This is a genomic window from Candidatus Poriferisocius sp. (assembly GCF_965204015.1).
In the GTDB taxonomy this organism is placed as follows: Bacteria; Actinomycetota; Acidimicrobiia; order Acidimicrobiales; family Bin134; genus Poriferisocius.
This window is the reverse complement of sequence record NZ_OZ241965.1, coordinates 51,161-67,802: the sequence shown is the minus strand read 5'-3', so window position 1 is coordinate 67,802 and position 16,642 is coordinate 51,161. Positions and strand designations below refer to the sequence as shown.

Genomic DNA, 16,642 nt, shown 5'->3' with positions numbered 1-16,642 from the left:
TAGCTAACTCGGACATGGCGAACTGACTCGCGCCCAGGACCTTTTGACACCCGAGACCGCATCGATAAAAGCTCTGCTCTAGGAGGCAGCACTCCGTCGCGGAATGATGTGGCTACGCTCTCCGCAATACACCCAGGGCTGCGTCGTCGAGCACGAGATAACAGATACCGTGCTGGGCGCTATACCCCCAATAGACCTGCGCCAGCACCACTGATTTGTCGGCTGTCTTCGCAATGTCCACCGGCTCCGCACCAAACCCATGGTGGCCAGAACACCGAGCCGCCGCACCCGGGTCGGGTGTCAGGGTTGGGGAGGGTATCCGACCTGCATTGTTCCGCAGAAGTTGAGTCGCCGCGTCGTCAAGCACGAGATAGCAGATGCCGTGCTCGGGGCTGTAGCCCCAGCGGGCTTGTGCCAGCACTATCGATTTGTCGGCAGTCTTTGCAACATCCACCGCCTGCGCACCGAATCCATGGTGCGCCGAGCACCGAGCCGCCGCCTCGATGTCTGTAGGCAACCCGTCACCCGTCGAATCCTCCTCGACGTCCTCGATGTCTTCGACGCGCTCCTCCTGGGCGGGCTCCTCCTCGATGTCTTCGACGGGCTCCTCCTGGATAGGCTCCTCCTCGACATCTGGTTCGGACCCACCCTGAGCAGCGGCGGTGCCCAAACCCATTAAAGCCACAAGTGCTAATGACACTACCGAGAGTGTCAACTTGGGTTTTCTCATTCATTTCTCCTTTGGCCGAACACACCAAAGACTGGCGATTCTTTCTTGGGATCCCAACGAAGCAGCCAGACTTCAGTAATTGGAAATCAGAAGTGTATTCAATCTAATTTCACAGTCTCTTTTACACATAACGTCCTTAGATATCTCAGTGTAGAGTTTTCGGAGCACTCTCATCGCTTCAAGTAGACGTTCGGTCGTGTGCAAATCTTGAGCGATTTCGGTCAATTGCGCCAGTGCAATTGCATCCGAACCGCCGTATGGGATGTAACTGGTCCAACCTGGAATAACAGCTAACATCGCTCTTCCAATCAGATCTCGATTCACACAATCCTGAAGCCGCGCTGCTTCAATTTTATTGTCCACTGTATTTTTCTGTCCAGACAGATCGATAAGTACCTTAACTTGTGCATGCACTTCAACATTAGAACTGTTACGATTGTTCGGGCATTCCTTTAGATGTGTGAATACCTCTCTATATAAAGCCCTGTAAATGTCCTCAAGTGCCCGGAGATTTTCTTCGAACCCATCGAATTTACCCTCCGAAATTTCCCCTCCTTTGAGCTTGAAAGTACCTGAAACATCGGCGGATCCCTTTATCACCGCCCCATCCCAGATTTCCGCACTGCCGTAAACTCTTGCATCTCCACTGACTGTCGCATTATTCACGATTGCATTTCCATAGACCCTTGCATTATCTTTTGCGGTTGCGTTGTTGATGAGTAATGCATTTTCATAGACTTTAGCGTCATCAAAGATTCTAGATCCCTTCATGACCCACGAACACCCATCTTGCGAGAGAGAATTGTGATGCCTAGCTTGGCCTCCTTCTGACCCCTCTTTGATCACTATCTCGCTGGTGACCGTCTTCGTTTCATCCACGAAATCCCACGCAAAAGTCTTCAACGCTACATTTTTATTATTGGCCCCTCTATCGTCCACATGCTCATACTTTCCTCCGCTTGGGCACTGGCTGCCAATAGTTATCCATGACGACCAAGGACCAAACCGAGTACCTATTTTTGCTCGGACGCCGATTTTCACCTGCTGGTTATCGGGGTTGCGCCAGAACTCCGCAGCACAGATATTGTTTGTGCATGATGCATCCGCATCACCAGAGCCCCCCTTTATATGAGGATAAGGATAATTCCACCTATATTCATAAGATGTCGCACCGGGTACCTCATCCCATCTCAAATTGACGACTCTAAATCGGCCTTGCTCAAGGTAGGGTCCATGTGTGTAGGTAAGATCCTCTATTTCTCTTGAATCCTCGTTAGGCGTTGACGTTGGTCCTCGTGTAGTGACGGTGTTGGTGATTGCGGCGCTCGTTCCGATGGCGTTAGTGGCGGTAACGATGGCGGTGTAGGTGGTGTTGTCGAGCGCTCCGTTGAAGCCGAGGTGGAGCTGTGTTGCCGGTAGGTTGCGGGTTGCGACGTTGCTGTTGCCCGGCCGGGAGAAGGTGATGGTGTAACCGGTGATAGGCGAACCGCCATCGTACGAGGGCGGCGACCACGCTGCGACAATGCGATTCCTCCCGTCTCCCAACTTGGCAGTACGGACCTGTAGGCTCCGCGGCGGCGACGGAACGGTTCCGGAGGGTCTTGGAGTGGTGACTGAGCGGGTGACTTCGGAGCCTGTGCCGATCGCGTTTCGTGCCGCGACCTGAATTGTGTACGTGGTGTTGTCGTATGCTCTGTTGACTGTCCGGGTTCGCGTGCTGGCGGAGAAATTGCGGGGTCCGCCGAAGTTGCTTCCTGGCCTGGAGATGGTGACCTTGTAGCCGGTGATCGGCGAGCCGCCATTGTTTGAGGGGGGCGACCACGACGCTATAACGCTGTTCGTCCCGTCCGACTGCGGAACGACCCGAATCCGAACATTCTGCGGCTCCGACGGCACAGTACCGGCAGGTCTTGGTGTGGTGACGGTGTTTATGGCTGCGGTGCTTGCTCCGAAGGCGTTAGTAGCTGTGACGGTGACGGTGTATGTGGTGTTGTCGAACGCTCTGATGAGGGCGAGGGAGCGCTGAGAGGCCGAAAGGGTCCGGGTTGCGACATTGCTATTGCCCGGCCTGGAGAACGTAATGGTGTAGCCAGTGATCGGCGATCCGCCGTTGCTCGAAGGCGGCGACCACGAGGCAACAACACGATTCCCCCCGTCGGACGCCTTAGTAGCACGAACCTGAAGATTGAGCGGACTGCTCGGAGACGTGACTTCGGCAGGTGAAATTGTCCATCCTGTCCATTGGCCAGTACCGCCGCTGTTCTTGGCCCTTACGCGAAACCGCAACTCCAAATGTCGGGCACGAGTAATGTTCAGGTAGCAGGAAGAGGAGCAGGTTACCTCCTGTCTCGTTGTTCGTTCTCCTGCATTTCTCCACTCCACGTCGTACGCCGTGGCATCTGATAATCCCTGCCAGTTGATTCGTCCTGAGTGATAGGTCAGTCCTGTGGCGCGGCCTTGTGGAGGTTTCGGTTGCTCATCGACGCCGCGTACCGTCTCCCAGCTTGTCCAAGGGCCCAAGTTGGTGCCGCTGTTGTTTTTCCCCCGAACACGGAACTGAAGGTCCTTTGAGACAACAGGGGTGATCTGAAGCCCACACCGAGACCCGAACAAAGTTCCATCAGCGCGAGCGCATAGCACTGGCCTTCTAATATGATCTTCCCCAGCCTGTCGCCATTCAACGTCGTAGGCTGTTGCGCCGTTCAAGGGATTCCACGTGATCCGGCTGTCGCTTCTGCTGTATTCCAAGCCGGTCACTCTGCCGAGTTGTTGGACCGTCGGCGTCGGCTCTGGTGTTGGGTCTGGCGTTGGTGTCGTCGTGGCGCAATTGGCGACGCATCGCATCGTCATTGCGTCTACCCCAATCCTGCTATTTTCTAGTCCGTCTGTTCGCCAGTGCTGGACTGCCCCATTGTCGTAGACAACGATCTCGACATCTTTACCGTTGAAGTCCCACGTTCCTAGGTTTATCCATCGTCCTGCGTTGAGCTTCTGACTAATCTTCCTCGAGTACTGTCCAATTCCGTCAAATATAACTATGTACGTAACAGTGGCAGTAGCTTTTGTTCCGGGGATATAGACAGCTACTTGTTGCCTGCCAATGCGTTCGCCCATATCCCACATAGCCCAGTTATCTATTCCCCCTTCACCCCCAATGGCGTAGGTCCACCGGTAGTTGTTGGCTCCGTAGCCTTGCCCCGCATCACCTTCGTACCATGACTCCTGCGGACCCAACAGAGAGGGATCGTCGTTGATGTACCACTCGGTCTGCTGGTTTTGGAGGGCGTTGGCCGAAGTGGCAGCAGTGACGAGTCCGGCGGCAAGCAGGCAGAGGACCAGGAGGGGGATTGAGAATGTTCGGCTGTGGCGTCTCGTCCTTGGATCAGTTATTGGGGGGGGGGGGGGGGGGACGGAGACCTCACGCGGTGACCCTACAGTACAAAAGTCATTCTGAGGCAACTTCATGTCTCGTTATGGAAGGCTTATGTCTTCACCAAAGGAGAGTCTGCCTACGGGCGCGCCATCGAGGGAGAGTCGTCTCTGAGGTCCGGTATCCGCCTTGAAGAAGGGGCGAATCGGGTGGTGTCGATAGGTCAACTGGGAGCAGGCCGGCTGAGCCAGGCGAACACTCCGTAGGCTCCTCCCACCACGACAACGGTGAAGGGGGCGAGGAGCCACTTTTGGCCGTCGAAGAGTTTGTCGATGGCTTCGACTGGCCAGGAGGCGGCTGCCAGTCCGGCCACCACGGCCAGGATGTTCACAATCAAGTGGCGCCTGGTGGCTGGCATTTCGATCCGGCCGAAGCAACCGCAGGGTTCCGCTGATCCTGAGCGCACCATGGCAGCGGCGACCACCGCGAACGCGGCGTAAAAGGCGGCGAGGGCGGTGGCGGGGACGATGCCTCCCAGGATGAAGGCGCTGACCGCCACCACCAGCTCTACCAGTCCCAAGGCCCGCACGGCCCATGGGCGGTGGTAGAGCTGGAGTCGGGCCAGCGCGGCCGATGCCGGCTCAGGGGTGACGACCTTGGATGCACCCGCCGCGCCCAACAAGACCGCAGCCATCAGGTAGACCGCGGCCACGTATTCCATGAGCTATCTCGTCTCCGCGGGCTGAGGCATCTCCAGGGAACTATCGCGTGAAGCGGCGCAAAGCGTGGCGACGTCGCTCAGCATCGAGCGCGGCCCGATCATCAGAGCTGAGCCGGGGGGTGTCGGGGTGGAGACAGCCGTCGATCTCGGAGACAGGCATCAGCCGAAGTGTGGGCACCGGTGCGCTGTCGGCGTTGTTCCAGCGGTAGGTGATGGCCCCCTGGGGGCAGCCGCCCAGGGCGATCCAGTTCTGGATGCCGGGGTCTTGGTGGGAGATGACCACCCGGAGCACGCCGTCGGGGTCGAGGCGGGCCTGGGAGTCGTTCATCGTGGTGGGCAGGTTGATGTAGTCGAGGCTCTGATACCAGGTGTCGCCCACTTGGATGTTCCAGTACAGGCAGTCGGGCGGGGTTACCTCGAAGAGCAGCGCCTCGTCGGGGGCCACCTCGTACCAGCACTGGCCGTAGGACTGCTTTTCGCTTCCTCCCTGGGCGCTCTGGCTCACCTTGTGAGGGGGAACATGGTCGAAAGAGTTGATTTGGCCCCGGTCGCGCTGGCCCCCGGCGAATTCGGTCCAGAACTTGGGCACGGTGTCCACTTCCCGGGCCAGTTCGTCGAGCAGCTCGCAGGTCCGCACCGGATCGAGCCGGGCGGGCGGACCCGATGGGTCGAGGCATTCGAAATGGAGCTCGGCTTGGCTCTCGGCAGCCCAGTCGGAGAAGAACTGGCGCACGAACAGCCGACTCTCGCGCGGCTCCACCTGGAACCAGTCGCCAATGTGGTCGCCGGGGTCGGGGTCGGGGCTGAAGATCACGTTTATGCGGCCATCGCCGATGTCGGTCAGATCTGTGCTGCCGACGTCGACGAGCTGGATGATGCGCCCCCGGCCGAAGCTGTGGTCCATCAGCGACACCCCCAGGTAGCGCAGCGTGTCTATGCGGCCGGTGAGGCGGTAGGTGTGGCTCAGGTCCACCGGAGCGGTCATGTACATGGCATCGGGATTGTCCTGGCCCACCTTGAACGGGTACACCCAGCCCAACTCGGGGTGTTCGGGGTCGTTGTTCTCCACGATCCGGTCATAGGCCCAAAACAGCATCCTCAGGTGGTGGCGCAAGCCCTCAGCCTGTTCAGAGGCATCCGCCCCCCGTGCCGGGTCGAACACGTAGTCGGCCGACTGCTTTAGCGTGTCGCATAGCCGGTCCCAGGAAGCTCTCAGTTCGTTGTCCACGACCAATGTCTAGCGTCTTGGGCCTCAGGCTGCGGGCTCGGCCAGCGAGTAGTAGGAGGAGTGGGAGCGTTGGAGGTGTTGGGGCAACCGGCGGAGTTGGGCGTGGTTGAGCGGAGGCAGCCGACGCCGTATGGCGAAGCCGGCGTGGCCCTCTGACGCCAGGCGGAACATCACCAATCGGTCCAGGGTCCGATGGAGGCCGCCGCGAGGCCCGGCCTTGGGGCTGATCCCCAATTGCAATGCGATGTCGGTCACGGGAAGCTCGAATCCGTCAGGTGATCTGTCAAACTCGTGAGCCACGTGGCGCATGAGCCAAGCGGCAGTCGGGCCGATCACCCCCAGCCAGAATTGCTCCACGTATCTGGAGCGGGGGTCATGCCCCTTCTCCTCGGTGATCAGATCACGCCACGGCTCGATCCAAAGGGAAGAATGCAAAGCGGGGATAGTCATGGAAAGATCGTTTCTCCTGGCATTCGCCATACTCGATACTTAGGGGAAGCTTTAGGTGTATATTGTGCATGTTCGTGTAATCTTGTCAAGGGCCATTTATGCGACCAATCGAAGAACTTGACGGCGAGATCGCCGCGGCGAGGGCGGTCCTGAGGGATGCGCAACGGGTAGTGGTGCTGACCGGTGCGGGGATCTCCACCGACAGCGGCATACCTGATTTCCGGGGGCCGGAGGGGCTGTGGACCAAGAACCCTGAGGCGGAGAAAACGGCCACGTTGTCTTCGTATGTGTCCGACCCCGAACTGCGACAGCGCAACTGGCAGCGGTTGGCCGAAGGGTCGATGTGGGAGGGCAAGGCACCAAACCCCGGCCACCGGGCGCTGGTGGAACTCGAGCGCCAGGAGAAGCTGCACCTGCTGATCACCCAGAACGTGGACGGCCTGCACCGGGCGGCGGGCACATCGGAGGGGCGGCTGGTGGAGATTCACGGCACCACGTCCAAGGTCCGTTGTTTGGACTGCGGAGACACCGCCCCGATGGAGCGAGCCTTGGAACGGGTCAGGGCCGGGGAGGCCGACCCGCCGTGTCGGCGGTGCGGGGGCATCTTGAAATCGGCCACCATCTCGTTCGGCCAGAACCTGGTCATGGCCGACTTGCACCGGTCGGAGCAGGCCGCCATGGACTGCGATGTGATGCTGGCGGTGGGATCCACCCTCACCGTGTACCCGATAGCCAACGTGGTCCCCATCGCCCACCAGGCCGGAGCGGCGGTGGTGATCGTGAACGCGGAGCCCACCCCGTTCGACGGTCTGGCTGCCGCGGTGGTGCCCGCCTCTATCAGCGAGGCGCTGCCGCTGATTGTGGCTCCGTGAACCGGCCGGGGATTGGTAAAATCGGACTAAGTCGGTAGGATTTATGGGGAATCCTCCCTTTGCCTGACCCGATGTCCCGCCAACACCGAGGTGACCGTAGCGATGCCCACATTCAGAGATCTGCTGAGAGAAGCCAAAGCTGAAATCCGAGAGACCGACCCCGCGGGAGCCGAAGCGATGCTGGCCGAGGGAGCGGTGCTGCTGGACGTGCGAGAGCCCGACGAATTCGAGCAGGGGGCGGTGCCGGGTTCGGTCCACATCCCTCGGGGCAACCTCGAGCCCAACGTGGAGAACCGCCTCACCGACAAGGATGCCGCGGTGGTGGTCATGTGCGCCGGCGGGGTGCGCTCGGCGTTCGCCGCTCAGACCCTCCAGGAAATGGGCTATGGCGACGTGGTGTCCATGGACGGCGGGTTCAACCGCTGGAAGGACGAGGGCCGGGATTGGGCCCTGCCGGTGACCCTCACCCCCGACCAGCGCAACCGCTACCACCGCCACCTGCTGTTGCCTGAAGTGGGCGCCGAGGGCCAACTCAAACTCCTGGAGGCCAAGGTGTTGTGCCTGGGCGCCGGCGGGCTGGGCTCTCCCGCCGCCCTGTACTTGGCCGCCGCGGGGGTGGGAACCGTGGGCATCGTGGACATGGACGTGGTGGACGCCTCCAACCTCCAGCGCCAAATCCTGCACAACGTCGACCGGGTGGGCGAACGCAAGGTGGACTCGGCCAAAAAGACGCTCAACGCCCTGAACCCCGATGTGAACGTGGTGACCTACGACGTGCGGCTGGGGGCCGACAACATCGTGGACATCATCAAGGACTACGACGTGATCGTGGACGGCGCCGACAACTTCCCGGTGCGCTACATGCTCAACGACGCCTCGGTGAAGCTGGGCATCCCCGTGGTCCACGGGTCGATCTTCCGGTTTGAGGGCCAAATCACGGTTTTCGATCCCCGCAGCGGCCCCACCTACCGGGACATGATTCCCGAGCCGCCTCCCGCTGAGATGGCCCCGAGCTGCGCCGAGGCCGGGGTGCTGGGCGTGCTGCCCGGCATCGTGGGGTCGATCCAAGCCCTGGAGGCCATCAAGCTGATTTTGGGCCACGGCGACACTCTGGTGGGACGGCTGCTGGCCTTCGACGCCAGCGAGATGTCGTTCCGGGAGTACAAGCTGCGGCCTGATCCCGACCAGCCCATCACCTGGGAGAACCGCGACAAGATCCAGGTGGTGGAACTCGACGGTCTCTGCGCCCCTGCTCCAATGGGCTAACCGTGATCCAAATCGGCTAGCCCCCGCCCCGGTGGACTAGCGCCAAGCGCGGCTAGCGCACCGTCTCTCCGGCCAACTCCCGCCCCCAGCACTCCACGCTCTGGTCGGGACGCAGACCGCAAGAGATGTTCCCGCCAGCGTCCAGCGACAAAAACACCCCGGCGGGGGGCTCGGCCCGCCCGTGATCGTTGTTGCCCCAGCACCGGGCCTCGCCATTGGCCAGCAGCCCGCACGTGTGCCGCTCGCCGGTGGCCACCGACACAAACTCCCCATCGGGTGCCTCCGTTTCGCCGTAAAGATTCGCTCCCCAGCACTCGACCGTACCGTCGGCCCTCAGGCCGCACGTATGGATCTCGCCCGCGCTCAGCGACGTGAACTGCCCACCGGGCGGGTCTGCCTGGCCGTAGGAATCGTCTCCCCAGCACACCGCCGAGAGGTCGGGAACAAGCCCGCAGGAATGCCACCGCCCCGCGCTGACCATGGCGAACTCAATATCGGGCACCGCGCTGCGGTTGTACTCGTTGTCGCCCCAACAGTCGACCCGCCCATCAGGCTTGAGGGCACACGAGTGGCGCTCTCCGATCGTGACCTCGGTATAGACCCCGGTCGGGGCAACCGCCATGTTCGCCACCGGGGTGCCCCAGCATTGCACCTGCCCCGAGGGCCTGATCCCGCACGCGTGCCACGCTCCGGCCACCACCGACTCGAAGGCGTCCCCCGGTATGTTGCCGCGACCGTCCAAGTCGTCGCCCCAGCATGTGGCGGTCGAGTCAGCCGCCCTCAGGGCGCACACTTGGTTCCAGCTGGCCGACACCGACTCATACTTCCCCGGGGGCCTGAACAGCGGCGCGGCCCGATCGGTCGGCCAGCAGACGAGTTCTCCGTCGGGCAGCTCGGCGCAGGTTTCCTCCCCTTCAGTGCCTTCCCCTCGGCCTTGGCCGGCGTCCGCCCTGGCCCTCCAGCAGATGGCGCCGTCCTCAGCGGCGGCGGCGCACTGGCCTTCCCAAACCGCGGCAACGGCTTTCACCACCTCATGGGACACCCAAGACGAGCCCGTGCGATTGAGATGAATCCCGTCATCCATGCGAACTCGCACCGGCGACCCACCGGCCGGCGGCGCCACTTTCTCTGCGTAAGGCGCCCCTCCGAACAGGTCCCAAATGTCAATCATCGCCGCCTGGGGAAAGTCGGCGACGACGGCCGCCGCGGCGGCGTTGATGGCCGGCACCCCGGCAACGCTCCACGCGACGCGCATCGGCGGTAGGCCGACCCAAACGATCAGTCGATGGTCAGCCGAGAGTACGTCGAGCGCCACGCTCAAGCGCCACGACCACTCTTCTAGCCATTCCGGTGTCCCCGGTTCGACCAGGCTGCCGTCTCTGGCCTCCATGTTCTGCCATTCGCTGGCCCCAAGGAACAGCACCACCACGTCGGGGTCGTCTCGAATGGACACCTTCAACAGCTCTGCCGGCCAGTTGAAGTAGTCGGGCCGAACCAGGCTGGTCGAGTTGCGGCTGTTGACCGTCACGTCGAACAGGCCGCCGGAGGCATCTTGCAGCGTGTGCCCAACGTCGTCGGCCTGGCTGTCGCCCGCGACATGCACGCGCAGCGGCCGGTCGGAAGAAACCACCGCAAACTCCGCGGCAAACTCCGCGGCGACTTCTGTCGGCGCCGTGTCTACACGGTCAACCGCGGTGGGTTCGGCCAATTCCGGGGGAATCTCGTCTTGGCCGCTGTCTTCCAACGCCTCCACCACCTCGCCGACGGTGTCCAATCGCTCTCCCACGTCTTGGCCTACACCCCGCCAGTCGGCGATCAAGTCGTAAGGCCGATTCAACGACAAGAAGTTGGCGGCCCGGTCCACCGCCTCTGCCATGCTCACCCAGCGGTCCCGGCTTTCTCCCAGCGGCTGGCGCTCCGCTATCTCAACCAGCTTCCCGCTGGTGAGCAGGGCGGTCGAAACAAGGCAAAGCAAAACCACCAGAGAGATTCGCCTGGCCATGTTGGTGTTCCGGGTCATGACTTCTGGCTCGGCCCTCTCTGCGATGGTCTCGCCGTCAGACTCAAAGTCGGGCCAGCAGGTCCTCGGCGGTGGAGGCCGGGGCCTCGCAGGTGTAGTCGCGACAGACGTAGGCCAGCCCCTCGGTGCGACTCTCCCACAGCGGCGAGCTGTAGGGCTCGCCCCAGGCCAGCACGGTGTTGGGCCGGTACACCTCCCGCACTGCGTCCACTAGGTCGGGGCGGTCGCCGCCAATCACCACCTCGGTCAAACCGGTGGCGCTCATGTCGGTCGCCTCAAGCAGGTGGCCGAACCCGCTGGGGTGGTTGGCGGCCACCTCGCCCAAAAGCGCCAAGATGTCTACGGCCCGGTCCAAATAGTGAGTCTTGCCGGTGAGGGTTCCCAGTCGCAGCAGCGCAACCGCGGCGGCGCTGTTGGCTGAGGGGACCGCGTTGTCGGTGATCTCCTTGGGGCGGCAGATCAGCTCTTCGGCGTCGGAGCCGGTGGTAAACACCCCGCCCCGCTCATGGTCCCAGAACAGCTCCAACAGCCCATCGGCTGCCTGGACCGCCTCTTCGATCCAGCGGGCCTGACCGGAGGCCTCGCCGAGGCGGGTAAAGGCGTCGGCCGCGGCCGCATAGTCAGCGGCGTAGGCCAGATGGCGAGCCTGGGCCGGACGGTCACCGTCGCCCGCCTGCCAAGAGCGCAACCAGCGGCCGTCAGATCGGCGGAGTCGGTCGAGCAGGAAGCCGCCGTTTTTGATGGCCGCCTCCAGCCACTGCTGGTTTCCGGTGGCGGCCGCCGCCTCGGCCAGGGCGGCCAGCATGAGACTGTTCCACTCCAGCAGCACCTTGTCGTCCAAACCGGGCGGGATTCGCAGGTTGCGGGCCGACAGCAAGCGCTCGCGGCCCAGTTCCACGCTGGCCGGACGAAGCAAGTCGCCCCGCACCGGCCGCCACAAGATGTTGTGTCCCTCGAAGTTGCCGGCTTCGGTTACCCCGTACCACGCCATGAACTCAGCCGCGTCGTCCCCGAGCACCGAGGTGATCTGATCGGGAGTCCACACGTAGTACCGGCCCTCCTCACCCTCGGAATCGGCGTCGAGGGCTGAGTAGAAGCCGCCGCTGTCGTGGCGAAGGTCTCGCAGCACGAAGCCGATGGTTTCGTCCAGCACCTGGAGGAAGCGGGGTCGGCCGGTTACCTGCCAGGCGTGCAGGTACAGGCGGGCGAACAGAGCGTTGTCGTACAGCATCTTCTCGAAGTGGGGCACAATCCACTGGGCGTCCACCGAGTAGCGGCTGAATCCGCCGCCCAGATGGTCGTAGATCCCCCCCGAGGCCATGGCGTCCAGGGAGTTGATCACCATGTTGAGCACGTCTTGGTCGCCACTGTGGAGGTAGGAGCGCAGCAGCACCTCGTGGCTCATGGTTTGCGGGAACTTGGGCGCACCTCCGAATCCGCCCCAGGCGGCGTCGTACTGCTGGCGCAGCGCCGTGGTGGCCCGGCTCAAGACCTCCGAGCCGGTTCCGGCCCCGGCCCGCTGGGGGTCGGGTTGAATGAGCGCCGTGCGGTTGAGCGACTGGGTGAGCTGGTCGGCCTGGTTGTCGACGTCTTGGCGGCGGTTGACCCACACGTCTTGGATTCGGTGCATGATCTCGGCGAACGAGGGCATCTGGCCCCGGCTGACCGGGGGGTAGTAGGTGCCCCCGTGAAACGGGCGCCCGTCGGGAGTCATGAACACGGTCATGGGCCATCCGCCCCGGCCGGTGAGCGCCTGCACCGCCTCCATGTAGATGGTGTCCACGTCGGGGCGCTCCTCCCGATCCACCTTGACGTTGACGAATAACTCGTTCATCACCTTGGCGGTTTCGGGATCCTCAAACGACTCGTGGGCCATAACGTGGCACCAGTGGCAGGCCGAATAGCCCACCGACAACAAGATGGGTTTGTCGGCGGCCCGGGCCGCGGCAAAGGCCTCTTCACCCCACGGGTACCAGTCCACCGGATTGTCGGCGTGCTGGCGGAGGTAGGGACTGGTTTCAGCGCCTAGGCGGTTCATGGCCTCGACACTCTCACGTCTTTTGCGCTCTCATGGCTTCGACACTAACGAACTCCGGCGATGGGCAAGACTTGTGGAGTGATGCTTCGATGAGGCTATGGGTGCACGGGGCTCGGCCCCGGACCCTTCCCGCCGCGGTGGTGCCGGTGGCGGTGGGCACCGCGGCGGTCGCTCCCGATGTGGTGTGGTGGCGCGCCGCGGTGACGCTGGTGGTGGCGGTGGCCCTCCAGGTGGGGGTGAACTACGCCAACGACTACTCCGACGGGATTCGGGGCACCGATGCCAGCCGGGTGGGTCCGGCCCGGCTGGTGGGCGGCGGCATGGTGGCGCCGGCTGCTGTGCGCCGGGCCGCGTTCGGCGCCTTTGCAGTGGCGGCGGTGGCCGGCCTGGTTCTGGCCATTGCGGTGGCGCCGTGGCTGATTGCGGTGGGACTGGCCTGCATCGTGGCCGCCTGGTACTACACCGGCGGAAAGCGGCCCTACGGCTATGCCGGTTTGGGAGAGGTGGCGGTGTTCGTGTTCTTCGGCCAGGTGGCCACCGCGGGCACGGCCTTCGTGCAGACCGAGGAGCTGACCGGGCTGGCCGTTGCGGCCGCGGTGCCGGTGGGCCTTTTGGCCTCGGCGCTGCTGATGGCCAACAACCTGCGGGACATCCCCCAAGACCGGGCCGCGGGCAAACGGACCTTTGCGGTGCGCCTCGGCGACCGGCGGGCCGCCTGGTTCTACGTGTTTCTGGTGGTGGCCGCCCTGGCGGTGGGCCTCATCATGTCTGTGACCCTTTCGTGGGCGCCGCTGACGCTGGCTTCTCTTACTCTGGCCATTCCCGCCATTCAGCTTGCGCTGTCTTCGGGGCCCAAAGCCCCCCTGCTCAACCTCACCGCTCGCCTGCACCTGCTGTTCGGGGTGCTGCTGACACTCGGTCTGGCCCTTTCGGCGTAGCTCTTTCAGCTTCGGCTCGCGCCGCTGGGTCGCCTAACTCTTCCAGAAGGGGGCGCGCAGGGCCTGCTTGTTGATTTTGCCCATCGCGGTGCGGCCCAGGTGGTCTTCGCTGATGAAGTCGACCGTGCGGGGGCACTTGTAGTGGGCGATGCGGTCGCGGCAGAAGGCGATGACCTCAGCCTCTGCGGGTGGCCGGACCGGGTCGGCGGGCACCACGAGCGCCTTGAGCTGCTCGCCCATCTCCTCGTCGGGCACTCCGATGCAGGCCACGTCAGCCACACCGGGGTGCTCCACCAGCACCTGCTCGGTCTCGGCCGGATAGATGTTCACCCCGCCCGAAACCACCATGTCGGAGAACCGATCGGTCAGGTACAGGAATCCGTCGTCGTCGATGTAGCCGATCTCGCCCAGCGTGAACACCCCGGGCCGCAGGTGAGCAGCCGCCGTCTTCTCGGGTGCATTTCGATAGCGAATGCCCCGGCCACTGGTGTCGGTAAAAAACACCCGCCCCTCTTGGCCCGTGCGCAGCTCGTTGCCGTCGTCGTCCACGATGAGCACCTCGAAGGGGGGAACAGGGCGGCCTACCGAGCCGGGGTGGGCCAGCCAGTCCTCGGAGTCGATGTGGCACGATCCGCCCACCTCGGTGGACCCGTATCCCTCATTCACGATAGGCCCGAGCCAGTCGATGACGGCCCTCTTCACCGAAACCGGACAGGGGGCGCCGCTGTGAGTCACCGCCACCAGACTGTCGGTGCGGTACCGCTCTCTCACCTCGGCGGGCAGGGCTAGAAGCCGGCTGAAGTGGGTGGGCACCATGAACACGCCGTTCACCTGATAACGGTCGATGGCCGCCAGGGTGGCCTCGGCGTCGAAGCGTCCCATCACCACCACCGGCGCGCCCCCCATGAGGTTGCGGGTGGCCGCAAACGGACCGGCGTGGTACAGCGGTCCAACCACCAGATGCGTACCGATGGCCGCGTTGGGGGTGGCACAGGTGGCGAAGTACTCCTCCACCGTCGCTCCACCCCTGAACAGGGCAGGGGGCGCATCCACCCCCTTGGGCCGTCCAGTGGTGCCCGAGGTGTAGAAGAGATGGGGGACCGGCGGGATGTCGATAGGCGGGGGATCGGCTGATGCTTGGGCCAGACCCTGTTCCCAGGAGTCCACCGCGGGGTGATCACCACAGCGCCAACCCATGACTGCGATGGGCCGCGCACAGGGAGTTCCCGAGGTCGCTTGAGCGGCCTGCACACCTCGCAGGGCGGTCTCGGGGCCCACCAGCACCAGGGCTGAGGCCGAGTCCTCCAGGATGTAGGCCAGTTCGTCGGGGGTGAGATGGAAGTTCACCGGCACGGCCGACACCCCCGCCAAAGCAGCGGCCACATAGGCCACCACCGTTTCCGCGGAGTTCTCGGCGAACACCGCCAGCCGCCGCTCCGGGCCCAGGTCGAGGGTATGGAGCAGGTTGACCGCTCGGTTCATCATCTGGTCGAGTTCGGCCCAGCCGAGGGTGGTCTGCTGGTCGGTTAGCGCCATCTGATCGGGGTCGTCGTCGGGGATGTGCTGGGCCAGCAGAGACATGGGAGTTGTGGGGCTAGCGTCCTCGGGTGGCGGTGACCAGCTGGGCGATGCCGCCAGACAGATGCGAATGGGTCACCGCCTCGAAACCGCGTTGGGTCAAGAGGTCGAGCATCTCCTCGGTGGGGGGCATGTAGGCCACCGACTTGGGCAGGTACTCATAGGCCGTGCGGTCCGATAGCAGACCGCCGATCAAGGGGATCACTTTGCCGAAGTACACGCGGTGGCCGAGTCGCATGATGGGGTTCGAAGGCTCGGACACCTCCAGCAGCGAGACCCGTCCTCCTGGGCGCACCACCCGGGCCATCTCGGCGAACAGGCCGTCCAAGTCCACCACGTTGCGCAGGGCGAACCCGCAGGTGATGCCGTCGGCACTTTCAGGTGGGACGGGAAGGCGCAGGGCGTCGCCCAGCACCATCGGGGCGCGCAGCTTGCCCGAGTCCCGGTACTTCTTGGCCGCCCGGAGCATGCCGGCCGACAGATCGAAGCCCACGGCGCGGTACCCGGCGGACTCCAGGTCGCGGCAAAGGTCACCAGTGCCGCAGGCCAGGTCGAATACCCGGGCACCGGCGGGCAGCCCGAGCTCCCATACCGACCGCCGCCGCCACCGACAGTCCATGCCGAAGGTCAGCAGTCGGTTGATCAGGTCATAGCGGGGAGCAATGGCATCGAACATCGACCGCACCGCGGCCACTTTGGCCTGCCCCTGGGGGAGGGCGGAGTCGGAGCTCATAGCACCGTGAGCCGATACGCCCGGTTGGTGGAGTAGTGGTCGAACCCCAGGCTCCGGTAGGTGGCCACCGCGGGATCGTTGTCCGACTCCACGTAAAGAAAGCCCACGGTGATGCCTTGGTCGGCCAGGTAGTCCAACCCCGCCAGGGTCATGGGCTTGCCCAGTCCTTGACCGTGGAAATCGGGATCCACCGCAATGGCGTAGATCTCGCCCCCCGGCGGCGTCTCGTCGGGGTGGACCTTGGTCCAGCAGAAACCGGCCAAGCGGCCATCTCGCTCATGGAGCCGGAAACCCTCGGCGTCGAACCAGTCCTCGGCCTTGCGGTCGGCCAAGTCGGCCGCGGTCATGCCCCCCTGTTCTGGGTGCCAGTGGAATGCTCGATTGTTGACCTGAATGAACTGATCGTCGTCAACCCCGGGAACAAAGGCCCGAGTGGGGATGGTGGAGCGGTCGGTGGGCAGCGGTCGCTGCATCCGCCACAGGTCTCGATAGGGCTGAAACCCGAGACCCGCGGCGAACTCGTCGTCGCGATCGATGGCCTGCTCGATCCAAAGCTGTACCGAAACGCCAGTCTCCGCGTCGGCGATCGTTGCTTGGATCTGGTCGGCGGCGGCCTCGTCTCGGGAGTGGTCGGGATCCATGGTGATCGACCAGGCAAACTCTCCTTGGTCGAGTCGGACAACCGTCAGCGTCACACA

At 63.5% G+C, this 16,642-nt stretch carries 13 protein-coding genes; 3 read left to right on the top strand and 10 right to left on the bottom strand.

Annotation, left to right across the window (positions count from 1 at the left end; translation table 11 throughout):
* Positions 1 to 112 precede the first annotated feature (112 nt).
* The 5 genes from ACOGJC_RS00300 to ACOGJC_RS00280 form a co-directional block, all read right to left on the bottom strand.
* On the bottom strand, positions 113 to 730 hold the full coding sequence (locus ACOGJC_RS00300; protein ID WP_419846514.1) for a hypothetical protein: 618 nt from the start codon (positions 728 to 730) through the stop codon (positions 113 to 115).
* A 72-nt stretch (positions 731 to 802) separates the two neighbouring features.
* Positions 803 to 3,964 carry a fibronectin type III domain-containing protein gene (locus tag ACOGJC_RS00295; RefSeq protein ID WP_419846513.1) on the bottom strand — a complete coding sequence of 1,054 codons (3,162 nt, stop codon included), beginning with the start codon at positions 3,962 to 3,964 and terminating at the stop codon, positions 803 to 805.
* A 359-nt stretch (positions 3,965 to 4,323) separates the two neighbouring features.
* Positions 4,324 to 4,821 (bottom strand): MauE/DoxX family redox-associated membrane protein, encoded by a 498-nt coding sequence (locus tag ACOGJC_RS00290; RefSeq protein WP_419846512.1) that lies wholly within the window; start codon positions 4,819 to 4,821, stop codon positions 4,324 to 4,326.
* Between the two features lie 40 nt (positions 4,822 to 4,861).
* On the bottom strand, positions 4,862 to 6,049 hold the full coding sequence (locus tag ACOGJC_RS00285; protein ID WP_419846511.1) for a hypothetical protein: 1,188 nt from the start codon (positions 6,047 to 6,049) through the stop codon (positions 4,862 to 4,864).
* A 24-nt stretch (positions 6,050 to 6,073) separates the two neighbouring features.
* Positions 6,074 to 6,499: a hypothetical protein gene (locus ACOGJC_RS00280; protein WP_419846510.1), complete on the bottom strand. Its 426-nt coding sequence runs from the start codon at positions 6,497 to 6,499 to the stop codon at positions 6,074 to 6,076.
* Positions 6,500 to 6,597: 98 nt separating this feature from the next.
* Here ACOGJC_RS00280 and ACOGJC_RS00275 point away from each other — a divergent pair, with 98 nt between their 5' ends.
* Positions 6,598 to 7,371, top strand: a complete 774-nt coding sequence (locus ACOGJC_RS00275) for an SIR2 family NAD-dependent protein deacylase (RefSeq protein ID WP_419846509.1) — start codon at positions 6,598 to 6,600, stop codon at positions 7,369 to 7,371.
* Positions 7,372 to 7,473: 102 nt separating this feature from the next.
* Complete coding sequence (gene moeB, locus ACOGJC_RS00270; protein ID WP_419846508.1) at positions 7,474 to 8,637, top strand: molybdopterin-synthase adenylyltransferase MoeB; 1,164 nt, start codon at positions 7,474 to 7,476, stop codon at positions 8,635 to 8,637.
* Positions 8,638 to 8,689: 52 nt separating this feature from the next.
* Here the strand turns inward: moeB and ACOGJC_RS00265 are convergent, their stop codons facing one another.
* Positions 8,690 to 10,657, bottom strand: coding sequence for a DUF459 domain-containing protein (locus ACOGJC_RS00265; protein WP_419846507.1), 1,968 nt, complete (start codon positions 10,655 to 10,657; stop codon positions 8,690 to 8,692).
* A 43-nt stretch (positions 10,658 to 10,700) separates the two neighbouring features.
* Positions 10,701 to 12,695 carry a thioredoxin domain-containing protein gene (locus ACOGJC_RS00260; protein WP_419846506.1) on the bottom strand — a complete coding sequence of 665 codons (1,995 nt, stop codon included), beginning with the start codon at positions 12,693 to 12,695 and terminating at the stop codon, positions 10,701 to 10,703.
* Positions 12,696 to 12,784: 89 nt separating this feature from the next.
* Here ACOGJC_RS00260 and ACOGJC_RS00255 point away from each other — a divergent pair, with 89 nt between their 5' ends.
* Positions 12,785 to 13,633, top strand: coding sequence for a 1,4-dihydroxy-2-naphthoate polyprenyltransferase (locus tag ACOGJC_RS00255; protein WP_419846505.1), 849 nt, complete (start codon positions 12,785 to 12,787; stop codon positions 13,631 to 13,633).
* A gap of 33 nt (positions 13,634 to 13,666) precedes the next feature.
* Here ACOGJC_RS00255 and ACOGJC_RS00250 read toward each other — a convergent pair whose 3' ends face one another.
* The 3 genes from ACOGJC_RS00250 to mshD are packed head-to-tail and all read right to left on the bottom strand — an operon-like array spanning position 13,667 to position 16,639.
* Positions 13,667 to 15,214 carry an AMP-binding protein gene (locus tag ACOGJC_RS00250; protein ID WP_419846504.1) on the bottom strand — a complete coding sequence of 516 codons (1,548 nt, stop codon included), beginning with the start codon at positions 15,212 to 15,214 and terminating at the stop codon, positions 13,667 to 13,669.
* 13 nt (positions 15,215 to 15,227) lie between these two features.
* Positions 15,228 to 15,944 carry a ubiquinone/menaquinone biosynthesis methyltransferase gene (locus ACOGJC_RS00245; protein WP_419846503.1) on the bottom strand — a complete coding sequence of 239 codons (717 nt, stop codon included), beginning with the start codon at positions 15,942 to 15,944 and terminating at the stop codon, positions 15,228 to 15,230.
* A complete protein-coding gene (gene mshD, locus ACOGJC_RS00240) occupies positions 15,941 to 16,639 on the bottom strand; it encodes a mycothiol synthase (protein ID WP_419846502.1) in 699 nt (232 codons plus the stop codon). The genes ACOGJC_RS00245 and mshD overlap by 4 nt, the downstream gene beginning before the upstream one ends.
* Between the last annotated feature and the right edge of the window lie 3 nt (positions 16,640 to 16,642).